Origin of the sequence: Actinoplanes oryzae (genome assembly GCF_030757795.1) — a bacterium.
Classification (GTDB): domain Bacteria; phylum Actinomycetota; class Actinomycetes; order Mycobacteriales; family Micromonosporaceae; genus Actinoplanes.
Genome location: NZ_JAUQWH010000047.1, coordinates 20,245 through 35,958, shown reverse-complemented (window position 1 = coordinate 35,958; position 15,714 = coordinate 20,245). Strand labels below are relative to the sequence as shown.

Below are 15,714 nucleotides of genomic sequence, written 5' to 3'. Positions count from 1 at the left end.
CTCAGGACAGCCAGGCGGTCAGGACGCGCTCGCATTCGCGGATCTCGGCGACCGGCACGTACTCCTCGTCGGTGTGAGCGAGGAGCGGGTCGCCGGGCGCGTAGTTGACGGCCGGGATGCCGAGCTCCGCGAACCGGGCGACGTCGGTCCACCCGTACTTGGCGGCGGGTTCCTTGCCCACGACGGCCAGGAACTCCGCCGCGGCCGGCTGGTCCAGACCGGGGCGGGCGCCCGGGGCCTGGTCGCGGATCTCCAGCTCGTAACCCGCGAAGACCTCCTGCAGGTACGCGTAGGCCTCGTCGATGCTGCGGTCGGGGGCGAACCGGTGGTTGATGTCGATCACGCACTCGTCGGGCACCACGTTGCCGGCCACGCCGCCCTGGATGTTCACGGCGTTGAGGCCCTCGTGGTACTGCAGCCCGTCGACGACCGGCTTGCGCGGCTCGTACGCGTCAAGAATGGCCAGGATCTTCCCGGCCGCGTGGATCGCGTTGCTGCCGCGCCACGAGCGGGCCGTGTGGGCGCGCTTGCCCGTCAGGGTGATCCGCACGCGCATCGTGCCCTGGCAGCCGCCCTCGATGCTGGCGTTGGACGGCTCGCCCAGGATGGCGAAGTCACCGGCCAGCCACTCGGGGTGGTTGCGGACGAGCCGGCCGAGCCCGTTCTTGACCGAGGCGACCTCCTCGTTGTCGTAGAAGACGAACGTGAGATCGTGCTTCGGTTCGGGCACGGTGGCCGCGACGCGCAGCTGGGTGGCGAGGCCCGCCTTCATGTCGCAGGTGCCGCGCCCGTGCAGCAGCTGGGCGTCGCCCTCCCCGGTGAAGCGGGTGGGCAGGTTGTCCTTGATCGGCACGGTGTCCAGGTGCCCGGCGAGGACGATGCGCTTCTGCCGCCCGAGGCTCGTGCGGGCGACCACCGCGTCGCCGTCGCGCAGCACCTCGAGGTGACCCAGCTTGCGCAGCGCGGCCTCGACGGCGTCGGCCAGGGCGGCCTCCTCGCCGGAGACGGAGGGTGTGTCGCAGAGGGCACGGGTCAATGAGACAACATCATCATGCAGGTCGAGCGTCATGAGAGTGACCCTATCTATCTAAGGAGCAAGGCAGTGCCGGAGACCGAAGGTCCGACCAGGCTGTGGGGTGGCCGGTTCGCCGGTGGACCGGCCGACGCCCTCGCGCGGCTCAGCGTCAGTGTGCACTTCGACTGGCGGCTGGCCCCGTACGACATCGCCGCCTCCCGCGCCCACGCCCGCGTCCTCGCCGGGGCGGGTCTGCTCGACGCGGACGAGCTGGGCCAGATGCTGGCCGCCCTCGACGACCTCGAGTCGGCGTGCGCGGCGGGCGAGTTCCGCCCCACGATCGAGGACGAGGACGTGCACACCGCCCTCGAGCGCGGCCTGCTGGAGCGCCTCGGCACCCTGGGCGGCAAGCTGCGCGCCGGCCGCTCCCGCAACGACCAGGTCGCCACCGACCTGCGCCTCTACCTGCGCGACCACGCCCGCGGCGTCGCGGCCGCCGTGGTCGAGCTGGCCGACGCCCTCATGGACCAGGCCGGCCGCCACGTCGACACCCCGGCGCCGGGCCTGACCCACGTGCAGCACGCCCAGCCGGTCAGCTTCGGCCACTGGCTGCTCGCCCACGTCCAGCCCCTGCTCCGCGACCTGGAACGGCTGCGCGACTGGGACGAGCGCGCCGCCATCTCCCCGCTCGGCTCGGGCGCCCTGGCCGGCTCGTCGCTGCCGCTGGACCCGATGGCGGTCGCCAAGGAGCTCGGCTTCCACGCCCCGGTGCAGAACTCCATGGACGGCGTCGCCGACCGCGACTTCGCCGCCGAGTTCCTCTTCATCACGAGCCTGCTCGGCGTCCACCTGTCGCGCCTCGGCGAGGAGATCGTCCTCTGGACCTCCACCGAGTTCGGCTGGGTCATCCTCGACGACGCCTTCGCCACCGGCTCGTCGATCATGCCGCAGAAGAAGAACGCCGACATCGCCGAGCTGGCCCGCGGCAAGGCCGGCCGGCTCATCGGCGGCCTGGTCGCGGTGCTGACCATGCTCAAGGGCCTGCCGCTGACCTACGACCGCGACATGCAGGAGGACAAGGAGCCGGTCTTCGACGCGGTCGACACGCTGGAGATCCTCCTGCCCGCCCTGGCCGGCATGATCTCCACCATGACCGTCCGCGTGGACCGCCTCGCCGCCGCGGCCCCGGTCGGCTTCTCCCTGGCCACCGAGGTCGCCGACTGGCTGGTCCGCAAGGGCATCCCCTTCCGCGACGCCCACGAGATCACCGGCGCCCTGGTCGCCCTGTGCGCGGCCCGCGAGTGCGAGCTCGAGGACGTCACCGACGACGACCTCAAGGCCGTCAGCGAGCACCTCGACCCGTCGGTCCGCGAGGTCCTGTCGGTCCGCAGCGCCCTGGCCGCCCGCACGACCCCGGGCTCCACCGGCCCGGGCCCGGTCGCCGACCAGCTCCAGATCGCCTCCGACAAGCTCGACACCTGGCGCACCTGGGCCCAGGACCAGGTCGTCCCCCGCTGACCACATCTGCGCGAAAGGCGTCGCCCGCACGGGCGGCGCCCTTCACCCATCATGGGGAGGTGACTACCAAGCGCAAGATCGGGATCGCCGTCGCGTTGCTCGGCGGCGTGCTGTTCGTGTTCGCCGTCGTCCTGGTCGCGGCGCACTGGCTCGACAAGGCCGACCAATGGGCCAGTGTCACGGGTGCCCTGGTGGCGGTGACCACTCTGCCGCTCACGCTGTACGGATTCATTCTCGCGCGTCGTCAGGAGCGCCCTTCTGCCGCGACTCAGCAGGTCCGGGGCTCGACGGTGGGTGGCGATGTGACCCAGATCCAGGGCGTGCGCGGCAGCGTACGCATCTCCGGACGGAGCATGGGGTCGCCACCGCGAGCCGATGCCGTCGCCCCCGTGACCGAGCGCCCGGCCGGCGGTGGACAGCATGTCGAGGGAACCCGGGCAGGAGGCTCAGCGCAGCAGATCGGCGATGTCGAGGGCAGCGTGGAGCTCGACCGCTGACACCGCGCTCAGGCCGTGACCCGCACCCATCCCGCCACGGTGCGGTGGTCCGTCAACCGCCCCATCACTTCCAGGACTTCACTCCTCTCCTTCAGCGCCCCGGGATCCAAGGCGTAGGTGACGAAGAGCAGGAACCACTCGACCGGCGGATCGCTGTCGAAGGGCTCGGCCGCGAACGGTCGCGGCCAGCTCCCGGCGTCGACGACGAGGGAGCCGTCGATCACCCGCGCGCGAACGCCGGGAGCGGCCGGGATGCTGTGCAGGTCACCGGCTCGGGAGAGGCCGGCCTCGGCATATCCGATGTTCGGCCGCACCTGCCAGGTCCCGATCGGCGACCGGCAGAGCTCGACCTGCTCCAGACCGGGATTGACAATGACCGCCGGGACCCTGCCCGTCCGGCCGTGGGAAGCAGCGACGGGAACGACCATCGAGCGCGCGGTCCACGTGGTCACCGCCGCCGCACGGGACAGGCGGGTGACGTCCTGGTCGCCGGCGTCGCGCCACTCGGAGGCCCGGCATTGCGGGTGGTGCAGCGAGGCGGCCGCGCTGATCCCGAAGTCGTCCACGCACAGGGTCGACCGGCCGTCCTCCAACGGCCGGCCACAGGTCTGGCAATCAACGGGCTGCAAGCTGGCGGCAGCTTCCTGCAAGGTCTCGTTCCCCAACCGGTCGCGGACAGCTGTCGCGACGAGCAGCGATGGTCCGGAGCGCCGGCGTTCCACCTCGGCGAGCAGGGCAAAGCGTTCCCGCATCTCGGCGACGCCCGCCGCGAAGAGTCGCGGCTGTTCGGCAGCCAGCTCCTCGTAGATGCGGAGCGCCTCCGCCCGGCTTGCCTTGCTCTCCGAGGTCCGGTCAGCCATCAGAAGCGGTGCGCTGATCGCGGCGAGTGCATCGGCCAGTTGGCTCCGTTCAGCTCCAGGATTGTCCGCGGCCAGCTCCCGTCGGAGGATGACGGCTTCCTCGCCCAGGGGGATCGCCTCACCCATGCGGCCGGCTTGGGAAAAATTCATGCACTGGTTGGTCAACGCCTGGGCGAGAAAGGAGCGTTGCCCGGGAAGCTCTCGGTAGAGCGCGATCGCCTCAGCCGTAAGCCGAGTGGCATCCTCGATGCGGTCCCGGTCGCTCGCCAGCTTGCCACGATTCATCAGTGCCAAGGCCAACCACGGCTGTTGTCCCTCAGAAGATCCTGCGGGGAGGGCGCGCAGCAGACTGACGGCTTCACCGGAGGTCTCGAACGCTTCCTCGGTGCGGCCCAAAGCGCTCTGGATGGACGCGAGACTGATGCAGACCTTCGCCCGATCGGCTCGCAGCGCGGGGTTGTGCTCCACGGCCGGACGGCTCAGTACGTCAGCGGCTTCCTGACCGGCGGCTAACGCTTCGGAGAACCGCTTGAGCTGATAGAGCGCGCTGGCATAGTTGGTCAATGCTTGGCCCAGCAGTGCCGGCGCGTGTGGTGGATTGTGCTCCCGCAAGACCGCGACGGCTTCGCCGGCGAGCGCGACGCCCTCGGCAAAGCGGCCTCGTCGAAGGTGGGTGCTTGCCACGTTGTTCAACGAGCCGCCGAGGGCCACGGCGTAATTCACCGGGTCCACGGCTGCGAGCCGGCGTCGGATCTCGAGCAACTCGTCGTTGGTCCGGTCCGTCTCGTGATGACGACCGAGACTGAGGTAAACGGCCGCCACGTTGTTGAGGGCGATGGCGATTTCGGCGTCGTAGTCCGCTCGCGAATCATCGGCGGCGAGCCGGCGTAACAGACGAAGTGCGTCCTCCGTCACCGCCAGGCTTTCTTCGGACCTTCCCACATCCAGCAGCCGGCTACCCAGCGTCATCTCGTGAACGGCCAGATTGAGGGAGTCCTCGCCGAGCCCCCTGACCAGAGCGGCACCCTCCTCGACAATGGCGAGCGCCCGGTCCAGACGCCCGCTGTCCTCCAGCCGTGCCCCCAGCAGATTGAGGCATTTGGCGAGCAGCGACGTGTGCCCGTCGTCGTCAGCCGCGGCGCGCCGGGCGTGGGCGACGGCCTCCTCGGCCAGGCCGAGCGCTTCGGCATGCCGGCCGGCCCGGGCCAGAATCTCACTCTCGCTGATCAGCGTCTCGGCGAGGAAGGGACGCAGGTCCGGCCGCCCCTCGAAGTACCGCGCCGCGGCCCGGTACAACGGCAGGGCGTCGTCGTAGCGTCCGGCCCGGGACAACGCCTCGGCGTGACTGAACCTCAGCTCTGCCCGCTCCCAGTCATCCTTGGCCCGATCGAGCAGCGAAGGCGCGAGCACCGTGGCGATGGCGGCCAGCCCAGCCTCGAACCCCCGGAGCTTGGACTCGGCGATCAGCGCGCCCACCGTCCCCAGCACCTCATGATCGGGCTCGGGCACGGTGGCGAGCCGGACGAGCGCGGCCCCGCCGGCCGCCGCGGCGAGTTGCGGCTCCGCACGCAGCATCGGGAAGAGATGGTCGCGGGCGACGTGCGGCCAGCGGTGAGCGGTCTCGATCAGGACGGTCACCGCATTCGGGTTGAGAACCGATCGGGGTACCTCGGCCGACCATGCGTCGGTGAACGCCGTCGGCCGCCGGGCCCCCGGCAGGGTCAGCGCCAGGAAGTCCTCGCCGAGCCGGTCCGGGTGCAACGGCTCGAGGACGGTCCGGTCGAGTTCGGGCGGGTAGCAGGTGGTGTGATCGTCGAGGATCCGGCGCGCGTGCTCGTGGTCGCGGGCCAGGTCGGCGGCTATGAGGGCCTCGACGGCCTGTCGTGGCGGCAGGGCGCCGACGAAGGTCGCGGCGAACACGGTACGGCCCAGTGTGGCGGGATCGGTTCGCAGCCCGAGACCACTCCAGTAAGCCCTTTCCCGGTGCAGTAGGTACTCCGAGATGCCCGGGGCCGAGGTGGGGACACCGGTACGGGTGATCGTGGCGTCCACCGCCACCAAGGCGGCCATGTGCACGGCCAGGACGTGCGTGAAGTCGTTCCCAGCGAGTTCCGCCGGGGGCTCGATCAGGTCGGCGTCCCGGCCCAGCGCCCGGGCGAACGCGTCGCGGGCCTGGCGGAACTGGTCGTCGCGACCGGCCGGGCCGGACAGCGCGTCGAGCCGGATGTCCTCGGTTCCGGCATCGAAGCCGGTGCCGGCCACCGACCACCAGAAGCCCGCCGCGCGCGCCAGCAACAGGACACGCACGATCGCTCCGGTTCGCGCTGCGACGGATTGTAGGTGACGGACCAGCATTTCCAGGTCGCCGGCCGGCCAGCGGTCGGCGTAGTCGACGACGACCAGCAGCCCACGGCCCGCGGCGGGCAGCGGGACGGTGCTCGACCCCGGCTCCGCGCCGTGATCGGCCCGCCAGACCTGCCAGCCGGACTGCCGGGAGCGCCGGGCGAACTCGGCTGCGAGCCGGCTCTTGCCCTGACCGCCAGGTCCGTGCAGCAGGTGGATTGCCACCGGGTCCGGCCCGGCCAGCCATCCGGTCAGATGCCGCAGCACGTCGTCACGGCCCTGGAAGGGCACGACGGCGTAGCGCGCGTGCAGCAGGCGGCTCGGCTGGCGAACGGCCTGCTCCAGACTCAGCGTCGCGGAAGGGCCCGGAAACTCGGTGACCCGGTACGGCGCGCGGGACCGCTCGATGACGACGTCACCATCGGCCTGCACCTGGATGACGTCGCCGAACACGATGCTGTTCCTGACGCTCTGGCCCTTCATAGTCACCCATTGTGGACCAGGCGCGCGGGCGGCCCTCTGCGCCACCTCGGCCCCAGCACTTGCGGCCTCTGCACCTCTGCGTCGGCCGCCGCACCACCGTCCTTGCCGCTCAAACGGAGGGCAACGCTCGCTTCCTTTTCGGTGACCCCGTAGGGCCACGGCGGAAGGTGCTGTCCCTGGTGAATAGCCGGATCAGTGGCTCGGTGTCGGATCGCTGACATGGCCCCGGCGGGCCGTGGCCGCGACCGCGACCGCGTGTTGATGGTCGACCCGGACCCGCAGACCAACCTCACCTTCTCGTTCTTCACCGTCGAGGAGTGGAGAACCGAGCTGCGCGAGCGGCCTGCAGGTGCACGGTTACCTCGCCGAGGCGCTGCGGGCCGCCCCGGCCTTCCAGGGTTACGACTTGGTCCTGCTCGACTGCGCGCCGAACTTCGGCCTGGTCACCAAGACCGGGATCGTGGCGAGCGACTTCATCCTCGTGCCGGCGAAACCCGACTACCTGTCGACCATCGGCATCGGCTACCTCAAGGTGAGCGCCAGGCGGCTCGCTCAGCGATACAACGAGGCCGGGGCGGAACGGAACGGCGAGCGCATCGATCCGCGCTTCGCCGGCGTCTCCTTCGCGATGACCCAGGTCCGCTCGGAGCTGCCGGTGATCGCCCAGCGGAGCCCGATCGAGAACTTGCGGGCGGCCTGCTGCATGCGGGTGCTCGAGTCCTCCGTCCGCAGCAATCCGAGCTACTTCGCCGAGGCCGGCGAGAGTGGCGATCCTGCAGTCGCGCCGACCGCTGCCGCCACGCCGTCCGAAGGCGACCAAGGCCGACCTGATCGCGATCGCCGCCGCGGCCGGTCTCACTCTGCCCGCGAGCACGACCCAGGCCGCCACCGTCCGCAAGCTGGCCGACCACGTCATCGGCGCGCAGCGTCGAGATGCCGGCCTGGAGACCTGGTGATCCGCCCCTGCGACGGGATGCCGTCAGTCACCTTCCGTGCCTGGTCGGCCCGGTCTAGGTTGGATGCCCTACTGCACGCACCGGCGCGGACAGGAGGCATCATGACGCATGACGACCCCGAGGTCCGCGAGCTGGTACGCCGGCTCGTCGCCGCCCTGGCCCGCAATCCGCCGCCGGTGGCGACCGTGGCGCCGGGGGAGGCGTGGCTGCTCGATGTGACTGTGGACGGTGTGCGGTGCCGGTGCTCGCGGGCGGCCCTGCCCGCCTCGCTGAGCCCGCGCGAGCTCGAGATCACCCGGATGGTCGCGGCCGGGCAGACCAATCAGGCCATCGCCGACCACCTGGGCATCAGCGCGTGGACGGTGGCCACGCATCTGCGGCGGATCTTCTCGAAGCTGGGCGTCAACTCGCGGGCCGCGATGGTGGCCCGGCTGCTGGGCAGCGAGTCGCACGTTCGAGCGACGCACAGAGATGTCTCCCCCGAAGACGCGACTGTCCCCGAACGGGCGGACACGGTTTCCTGACCGGCGTAGGAATCCGCGCGAGGGAGGGTCCGGAGATGGCTACTGGCCAGCGCACGCTCTACGAGACCGAGGATGAGTTCGAGTACGAGGCGGAGTTCGAGGAGGAGGGCGAGGAGTTCCTCGGAACCATCGCGCGGGGCATCGGCGGGCTGCTCGGCGGCCAGGGCGAGGAGGAGGACGAGTTCGAGGACTACGCCGGGCCGGGCCAGGGCGAGTTCGAGGACGAGTTCGAGTTCGAGGACGAGGGGGAGTACGAGGGCGAGGACGAGGCGGAGGAGTTCTTCCGCCGGGCCCTGCGTTCCGCCGGCCGGTTCGTGCGCCGGGCCGCGCCGGTGCTGCGGCAGGTCGCCCGGGTCGCCGCCCCGATCGTCGGCGGTGCCGTCGGCGGGCCGCTGGGCGCCACCCTCGGGCGCGGCGTGGCCCAGCTGCTGCGCGAGGGCGAGTTCGAGGAGGAGTACGAGGACGAGTTCGAGGACGAGGGCGAGTCCGAGGACGAGTACGAGGAGATGGCCGCCACCCCGGCCCAGGCGCTTGCCGAGATGATGGCCGCCGTGGCCTCCCGCGCCGCCACCGAGGCCGAGGCGGAGGCGATGATCGGGGCCGCCACCGTGAACGCGCTGAGCCCCCGGGAGCGCGCCGAGCTGGAGCAGGTCATCGCGCCGCTGGTGCGCGGCTCCGCGGCCCTGACCCGGCTGCTGTGGCGGCGCCGCAACCTGCGCCCGGCGATCCGGATGGTGCCGTCGATCGTCCGGGGCACCGCCCGCGCCCTGTGCCGCCAGAGTGCCGCCGGCCGCCGGCCTACCCCGCGCCGGGCCGCGCAGGTCATGGCCGGTCAGACGCGTCGCGTGCTGGGCCGCCCCGCCGCCGCCCGCCGCGCCCTCGCCACCAACGCCCGGGGCACCGTGACCGCGGTGCGGCGGACCACTCCCGCCGTGGGCCGTCCGGCACCTGGTCAGCGCGGCTCGAACGGGCACAGCCCCGCCCGCCGCCAGCCGGGCCGCCGCGGTGGCCTGCCGCCGGCCGGTCGCCGCGGGGCGCCCGGACGGAGCCAGCAGCCCGCCCGCCGCTTCTGAGACGGCGGCCAACGGTGACCCTCCACTCCTTGAACGGCACGGCCGGCGCCGCGGACGGGACCGCCCCCGGCGAGACGGAGCAGTTCTTCCGCCGTCTCGCCGGGGCCGCGCGCCGGGATCCCGCCCCGCGCCCGCTGCGGGATCTGGCCGAGGCGGCGCACCGGCTGGTGCTGCGCCACGTGGTGCCGGGCCCGCCCGCCGCGCCGGAGCCGGCGGGGATGCGGTCGCGGTTGCCCAACGGCCGGTACGCGCCCACCGGCCCGGCCCCCGGCGACCTGCTGGAACACCTGGGGCACCTGGCCGCGGACGCCGCGTCGGAGGGCGAGGCCACCGCCGCGGGCGGGGCCATGGTGGGCGTGGCGGGCGCGCCGGGGAGCGTACCCGTGCTGGTGCCGGCGGTGACCGCCCTGGTCCGCGGCCTGCACTCCGACCCCGCGATCCGCCCCCTGCTCCGCCTGGTGCCCGCCCTGGTCGGCGAGGCGGCGTCCGACCGCAGCGACCCGGTCGTCGCCCTGGCCGCCGCGGCCCGCCGGCTGCTGGCCGATCCCGTCGCGTGCGTCGCCGCGTGGACCTCCTCGGCCACGGCCGACGCCCGCTTCCACGCCACGATCCGTCAGGAGCCGTCGTGAGCACTGCGGTCGCGGCAAGACCCGCACCGGCCGCCGCGGCGCTGCTGCCCGGCTGGCTCGCCACCCAGGCGGTCAACGTCGAACGGCACCTGACCGCGCTGCGCCCGTTCGGCGAGGAGGAGTTCGGCAGCGCCCCGGGCGCGCCCAGTGCCGGGCATGTCCGCGAGGTCAACCGGCTCATGGCCGAGCTGCGCGCGACCCTGACCACCGAGACGCGCGCCGCGGTCGAGGCGGTGCGGGCGGCGACCGGCGATCCGGCGACCCCGGCGCTGCACCGGGTGCTGCGGCACAAGGAACGCGCGCACGTGTGGGTCCGGGCCGTCGAGCGGGTGTGGGACTTCTACTTCGAGCTGTTCGGCCAGCGCCAGTCGCGGGTCGCGGACCGGCTGCACGCCTGTGACCGGATCGCGCTGGACTGCTACCAGACCGCGTACGTCAATCTGGGCACCGCGCGCTCGATCCCGGCGCCGGCGCCGTTCTCGTACATGCGGACCGGGTTCTCGCCGGCGACGTTCCGGCGCAACATCCCGCTGCGGCGCCTGGGCAGCCGGCTCAACCCGTTCCCGCTGATCCAGCTCCCGTACCACCGGCTGGTCAACCCGTGGACGCTCGGCGCCGTGCTGCACGAGGTCAGCCACAACCTGCAGAACGATCTCGGGCTCGCGCGGGCGATCCCGCAGCGGCTGGCGCGGGTGCTCGCGGAGGCCGGCGTGCCCGATCCCGTACGCGCGGTGTGGCTCCGCTGGCACCGGGAGACCTTCGCCGATCTGTGCGCGCTGCTGCTCGGCGGCCCGGCCGTGGTGGCCTCCCTGCTGGACGTGGTCGGCCGGGCGCCCGCCACGGTGGTCGCGTACAGCCGGACCGGGCCGCACCCGACCCCGTACCTGCGCCCGGGTCTGAGCATCGACCTGTTGCGCCGGATGGGTTTCGGGGCCCAGGCCGACCAGTACGCCCGGCTGTGGGCCCGGCTCTACCCCGGCGACCCGGGCGGCTCGATCCCGCCGGTCGTCCTGCGCGGCGCGCCGCGGGTCGTGCCGCTGGTCGTGGAGGCGATGTGCCTGACGCCGTACCCGTCGCTCGGTGGTCGTCGGCTGACGGAGGTGCTCCGCTTCGCGCCGAAGGAGCAGGCCATGGTCGACGAGGCGGCGCAACGCCTCGCGCGGGGCACCGATCCGGGCGTGATCCCGGAGCGCTTCCTGATCGGCGCCGCCCGCTCCGCGCTCGACCGGGGACTCGCCCCACCGGGGCGCATCACCACCGCGTTCTACCGCCAACTGGCCCGCCGCTGACCGCGAGGAGTACGTCATGACGACCGTCGAGCAGACCATCATCGAGGCCGCTTCCTTCCTGTCGCGCAACCAGAACGGCGGGAACGGCAAGAACGGGCAGGCCACCGGCGGGGCCGGCATCGTGGACGCGGCGATCGAGTCGGTGCTGGGCGCCAAGCCGGAGAACGGCCAGGACTTCCAGGCGCTGCTGGTCCGCGCGTTCGAGACGAAGGAGTACAACGGCCGCACCGAGTTCTCCTACCGCCGCCCGTCCACCGGCGGCCTGATCACGGCGAACGGGGGCGGGGCGTTGACCGGCGCGCAGGCCACGATCGTGGCGCGGGCCACGGCGTCGCGCGACGCGATCTACCGCAACCTCGATCCGCTGCAGCCGCTCGAGCTGGTGCCCGACGAGGACCAGATCCGCGACGTACGCGCCCTCGTGCACACCACCTTGGACCAGGTCCTCGCGGAGCTCGCCTACCCCGGCGGGCCCAACATCGACCGGGTCGACCAGCTGCTGTCGGAGTTCGCCGGGGAGGCCGCGGTGCTCGGCACGCCGCCCGTGGCCGTCACCGCCGACACCGCGGAGGGGCTGCTGGGCCGGCTGCGCGACGTCTTCGGGATGATCCGCGAGAACATCTCCAGCGTCCGCGACGAGCAGATCTTCACCACGTTATGCACGATCGTCAGCGACGGCGCCGCGCTGGTCTCCGGGTGGATCGCCGACCGCGTGTTCCTCGACCCGCTCGCCGGCGGCCGCCCGTTCCTGGGTACCCAGATCGTGCAGATCGAGCGCGGCCTGAGCGTCGTGGTCCGTGCCGTCGAGGAAACCCGGGACACCCTGGTACGCGCGGAAGTCGAGCGCGCCGAGACCGAACTGCCCGTCCTGTCCAACGGGCGCTCGGTCAGCCTCGGGTCGGTGCTCGACTGGGTGGAGGCGTTCGGGCGTACGGGCGCCGACCGGTTGCGCCTCGGCGGGCAGGACGGCATCGCCTCCTTCGCCGAGGAGGCCGACACGCTCGACGACGCCCTGGGCGACGTGATCGCCTCGCTGCCCGTGCCCCCGGCCGGCACCTTCACCCTCTCCGGGGTGGGCAGCACACCGGTTCGCTCCTCGCTGATCACGCTGCAGGACCGCGTGCGCGAGGTACGCATCCTCGCCCTGCGCCTGCTGCCGGACGTGGAGGTGCTCGACGTCCAGGTCGCGCTGCGCCGCTCGCCGCTGCAGGCCAATGGCACCCGGCTGTGGCCCGGGTTGCAGGACGCGCTGGTCATCACGGGTTCCGGCTTCAGCCCCGCGGCCGACGTCGTGCTCGTCGGCAAGAGCTCGCAGACCTTCTCGTCGGTCGTGCCGGCCGGCGACGAGGAGCTGCTCGTGCCGATCACGTCCGCGGGCGCCAAGGATCTCAAGGAGCTGACTGTGTCCCGTCCGGGCGGCACGCCCGTCAAGTTCGTACTCTGATCAGGAAGGTGTGACATGGCGACCGTTCGTGACACGGAACAGCTCCGGAGCCGGGCCGCGGCGCTGCGGGCACAGCTCACCGACCTGCTCGGCAGCCGGCTGAGCGCGGATCCGCGCCTCGCCGAGGACATCGACCGGCGGGTCAGCGCGCTGCTCGCCGGGGCCGGCAACGGCACGGCGCCACCGGCGGACAACGGGCTCGCCGCGCTCGTCGGCATCGGCGACGAGGCCGTGCCCGATCTGGCCTCCACGCGGCTCGCGGCGGGCGTCGACGAGTACGACGAGACGGTCGAGTCCGAGCGCCTGCTCGCGACCGCCGACCTGTACTACATCTACCAGCACGAGCGGCTCGGCGTGTTCCGCGTCGTGGCCATGCTGCAGAACCTGTTCGAGGCGGGGACGCTGCGGCTGTCGGGCGGCCCCGGGGCGTACGGGCTCTACCGCTTCGACCGGCGCGAGGTGCTGCGTTACACGCTGCGCGACCGGCACGCGGCCTACCAGCGGGCGTTCGGTTTTGGGAACGTGCCGCCCCCGGCCGGCGGGCGGCCCAACCGGCCCTTCCAGAGTCTGTTCGCGGGCTTCAACTACGAGGTGGCGGACTTCTTCCGGGACAAGCGGATCTCCGACGTGATCCGCGAGCGGGCCTTCGACCCGAGCTTCGGCAGCATCGCGGCCGTCCGCCGTTCCGGCCTGGACCTGCGCAACAACCTCAAGTACGCCTCGTACGGCCACATCAGCGTTCTGCGCGTCGAGGTGATGGCGCTGCTCGAGGAGGCCATGAACCTGCTGGCCGCCCCGGACATCCGCGAGCAGTTCGGCGCCCGTACCAACTGGGACGTCATCGAGGAGGTCCTCACCCGCTACATGCGCGAGCCGCTCACCACCTCGCTGCGTCAGCGCATGGCCGTCTCCGGGCGTGCGGTGCTGCGCTGGCTGGCCGAGTCGCACGTGCTGCAGACCGACCGCACCCGCTTCGAGGCGCTGCTGCTGGAGATCGCCGAGTTCGCGGAGGAGTGGGTGACCAGCTTTGAGGCCCTTTCCGGGGACCGCTACCGCCGGCGCCGGCCGCCCGCGCTGCCCTGGGACGCGCGGCGGCAACAGGCCCATGCCCTGCCGCAGCGGCAACCGGCCGGCTGATGCATCCCGCCCTGGAAGCGCTGGTCGAGTACGCCGTCTTCCCGCCGGACGCGCGCCGCCGGGTCACGCCGGCGACGAGTGAGCCCTTCCGGTACGTCTGCCACCTCATGACGATCTCGGCCGGGCCCGGTGGTGCGCAGCAGCGGCGGGTGGGCACGGGCACCTTGATCGCCCCGAACAAAGTGCTCACCGCGGCCCACCACGTCCGCAACGCGCAGTTCGTGAGCGTGGCTCCCGGCAAGGACGGCGCGAGCGAGCCGTTCGGGCATGCCATGGCGAGCCGGATCGACGTCCCGCGGGAGTTCGCCAGCGGCTCGGCCGTGGCGGCGTACGACTTCGCGGTCCTGACCCTGACGCGCGACCTGGGCGCGCAGCCGGGGCTGGGCCACTGGCGGCACGTCAGCACGCTGCCCGACCGCGTGCTGAGCGCCGGCCTGGTCAGCGTGGCCGGCTATCCCCGCGACCAGGGCAGCAGCCACCTCTACGTCGCCGAGGGCCTGCTCACCGGCGTGCGGCCCGAGCAGCTCGAATACCGCATCGCCACGGACACCGGGCAGAGCGGCGGCCCGATCTGGTTGACCCACGACGGCCGGCCCACGCTGGTCGGCCTGCACCGGGCGAGCGTCGCCGGCCGGTTCAACGCGGGCGTCCGCCTGACTCCCCGCAAACTGCTGATGATCCGTACGTGGGTCCGTTCCTGAGGGCGCTGGCCCGGTTCACCGCGCTGCCCAGCGTGAGCGCCGACCCCCGCCACTCCGCCGACGTCCGCGCCGCCGCGCACTGGCTGGCGGCCCACATGCGTACGGCCGGCCTGCACACCTCCGTCCGGCCCACCGGCGGCCACCCGGTCGTTTTGGGCCGCCGTCCCGGCCCCGGCCCGGCCGTCCTGCTCTACGGCCACTACGACGTCCAGCCGCCCGGCCCCGGGTGGCGGTCCCCGCCCTTCGCGCCGCACCTGCGCGGCAACCGCGTGTACGCCCGCGGTGCCTCCGACGACAAGGGACCGATCCTCTGCCAGCTCGCCGCCCTGCGCGCCTGCGCCGGGTTGCCACTCGACGTGACGTGCCTCTACGAGGGCGAGGAGGAGATCGGCAGCCCGCACCTCGCGGCCTTCCTGGCCCGCCACCCGCTGACCGCCGACGTCCTGCTGGTCTCCGACACGATGATGCCCTCTTCTCGTCAACCGGCGATCGTCCGCTCCCTGCGCGGCTCGGCCACCCTCGACCTGCGGGTCGACGGCCCGCCACGGGACCTGCACTCCGGCCGGTACGGCGGCCTGGTCCCCAACCCCGCCACCATTCTGTGCGCCCTGGTCACAAGCCTCGACGAGCGCTTCCCCGCCGTCGTCTCCGAGCCGGAGCGCGCCGCCCGGCGGTCCGCCCTGTCGGTGCACGGGTTGCGTGCCGGCTACACCGGACCCGGCACGAGCAGCATCATCCCGGCCACCGCGCTCGCCCGGCTCGGCATCCGCGTGGCCCCCGGGCAGGACACCGCCGCGCTGGCCGGCTGGGTCGCCGCCGTTCTGCGCCGGGACCCCGCGGCCACCGTCCGCATCACGTCCACCGCCGACCCGATCTCCGTGCCACCGGCCACTGCCGGCCTCACCGAGGCCGCCGAGGCCTGCACGGCCGTCTTCGGCGTCCCCCCGATCTTCCCCCGCTCGGGCGGCACGATCCCGGCCCTCGGCATCCTGCGCCGCGCGCTGGGCGTGGACCCGGTGCTGCTCGGCTTCGCCCTGCCCGAGGACAACGCCCACGGCCCCGACGAAAGCTTCCACCTCCCCACCGCGCGCCGAGCCACCGCCACGATCGCGCACTTCCTGACCGCCCTGGCCCGGCCCGGCCCCCCGCCACCCCGGCATCCGCGCCGGTCAGCGCCCCGCGCCCGAGGTTACGGCCGGACGCTGTCGTCTTTCTGATGTGGCACCCCGGGGACACCAGGTGCCT

The 15,714-nt window shown here is 72.7% G+C and carries 12 protein-coding genes; 10 read left to right on the top strand and 2 right to left on the bottom strand.

Annotated elements, in window-relative coordinates; all coding sequences use genetic code 11:
- Position 1: 1 nt before the first annotated feature.
- Entirely contained in the window at positions 2-1,069 is a 1,068-nt protein-coding gene (dapE, locus tag RBH18_RS17595; protein ID WP_306209040.1) for a succinyl-diaminopimelate desuccinylase, read from the bottom strand.
- Between dapE and argH the strand changes: the two genes are divergently transcribed.
- Positions 1,052-2,533: an argininosuccinate lyase gene (gene argH / locus RBH18_RS17590; protein WP_306209038.1), complete on the top strand. Its 1,482-nt coding sequence runs from the start codon at positions 1,052-1,054 to the stop codon at positions 2,531-2,533. The genes dapE and argH overlap by 18 nt on opposite strands.
- A gap of 59 nt (positions 2,534-2,592) precedes the next feature.
- Entirely contained in the window at positions 2,593-3,030 is a 438-nt protein-coding gene (locus RBH18_RS17585) for a hypothetical protein (protein WP_306209036.1), read from the top strand.
- A gap of 8 nt (positions 3,031-3,038) precedes the next feature.
- On the opposite strand, the gene RBH18_RS17580 is transcribed toward RBH18_RS17585, so the two are convergent.
- The gene (locus tag RBH18_RS17580) at positions 3,039-6,716 is read right to left on the bottom strand and encodes a tetratricopeptide repeat protein (protein WP_306209034.1); all 3,678 of its coding nucleotides are present in this window, start codon (positions 6,714-6,716) and stop codon (positions 3,039-3,041) included.
- A 349-nt stretch (positions 6,717-7,065) separates the two neighbouring features.
- Between RBH18_RS17580 and RBH18_RS17575 the strand changes: the two genes are divergently transcribed.
- Genes RBH18_RS17575 through RBH18_RS17540 form a run of 8 tightly spaced genes read left to right on the top strand, consistent with a single transcriptional unit; the run spans position 7,066 to position 15,686 of the window.
- Entirely contained in the window at positions 7,066-8,196 is a 1,131-nt protein-coding gene (locus tag RBH18_RS17575) for a LuxR C-terminal-related transcriptional regulator (RefSeq protein WP_306209032.1), read from the top strand.
- Between the two features lie 35 nt (positions 8,197-8,231).
- Positions 8,232-9,269 carry a hypothetical protein gene (locus RBH18_RS17570; RefSeq protein WP_306209030.1) on the top strand — a complete coding sequence of 346 codons (1,038 nt, stop codon included), beginning with the start codon at positions 8,232-8,234 and terminating at the stop codon, positions 9,267-9,269.
- A 29-nt stretch (positions 9,270-9,298) separates the two neighbouring features.
- The gene (locus RBH18_RS17565) at positions 9,299-9,898 is read left to right on the top strand and encodes a hypothetical protein (protein WP_306209028.1); all 600 of its coding nucleotides are present in this window, start codon (positions 9,299-9,301) and stop codon (positions 9,896-9,898) included.
- Positions 9,895-11,187 (top strand): hypothetical protein, encoded by a 1,293-nt coding sequence (locus tag RBH18_RS17560; protein ID WP_306209026.1) that lies wholly within the window; start codon positions 9,895-9,897, stop codon positions 11,185-11,187. Before RBH18_RS17565 ends, RBH18_RS17560 begins: the two co-directional genes overlap by 4 nt.
- Positions 11,188-11,203: 16 nt before the next feature.
- Positions 11,204-12,631 carry a hypothetical protein gene (locus RBH18_RS17555; RefSeq protein ID WP_306209024.1) on the top strand — a complete coding sequence of 476 codons (1,428 nt, stop codon included), beginning with the start codon at positions 11,204-11,206 and terminating at the stop codon, positions 12,629-12,631.
- Positions 12,632-12,646: 15 nt separating this feature from the next.
- Positions 12,647-13,768: a hypothetical protein gene (locus RBH18_RS17550; RefSeq protein ID WP_306209022.1), complete on the top strand. Its 1,122-nt coding sequence runs from the start codon at positions 12,647-12,649 to the stop codon at positions 13,766-13,768.
- Complete coding sequence (locus RBH18_RS17545) at positions 13,768-14,469, top strand: trypsin-like serine peptidase (RefSeq protein WP_306209020.1); 702 nt, start codon at positions 13,768-13,770, stop codon at positions 14,467-14,469. The genes RBH18_RS17550 and RBH18_RS17545 overlap by 1 nt, the downstream gene beginning before the upstream one ends.
- On the top strand, positions 14,454-15,686 hold the full coding sequence (locus RBH18_RS17540) for a M20/M25/M40 family metallo-hydrolase (RefSeq protein ID WP_306209018.1): 1,233 nt from the start codon (positions 14,454-14,456) through the stop codon (positions 15,684-15,686). Before RBH18_RS17545 ends, RBH18_RS17540 begins: the two co-directional genes overlap by 16 nt.
- Positions 15,687-15,714 lie beyond the last annotated feature (28 nt).

Excerpts from the sequence above, each read along its gene's own strand:
- argH (WP_306209038.1), top strand. The coding sequence starts at position 1,052 with ATGCAGGTCGAGCGTCATGAGAGTGACCCTATCTATCTAAGGAGCAAG.
- dapE (WP_306209040.1), bottom strand. The coding sequence starts at position 1,069 with ATGACGCTCGACCTGCATGATGATGTTGTCTCATTGACCCGTGCCCTC.
- RBH18_RS17580 (WP_306209034.1), bottom strand. The coding sequence starts at position 6,716 with ATGAAGGGCCAGAGCGTCAGGAACAGCATCGTGTTCGGCGACGTCATC.
- RBH18_RS17570 (WP_306209030.1), top strand. The coding sequence starts at position 8,232 with ATGGCTACTGGCCAGCGCACGCTCTACGAGACCGAGGATGAGTTCGAG.
- RBH18_RS17555 (WP_306209024.1), top strand. The coding sequence starts at position 11,204 with ATGACGACCGTCGAGCAGACCATCATCGAGGCCGCTTCCTTCCTGTCG.
- RBH18_RS17550 (WP_306209022.1), top strand. The coding sequence starts at position 12,647 with ATGGCGACCGTTCGTGACACGGAACAGCTCCGGAGCCGGGCCGCGGCG.
- RBH18_RS17545 (WP_306209020.1), top strand. The coding sequence starts at position 13,768 with ATGCATCCCGCCCTGGAAGCGCTGGTCGAGTACGCCGTCTTCCCGCCG.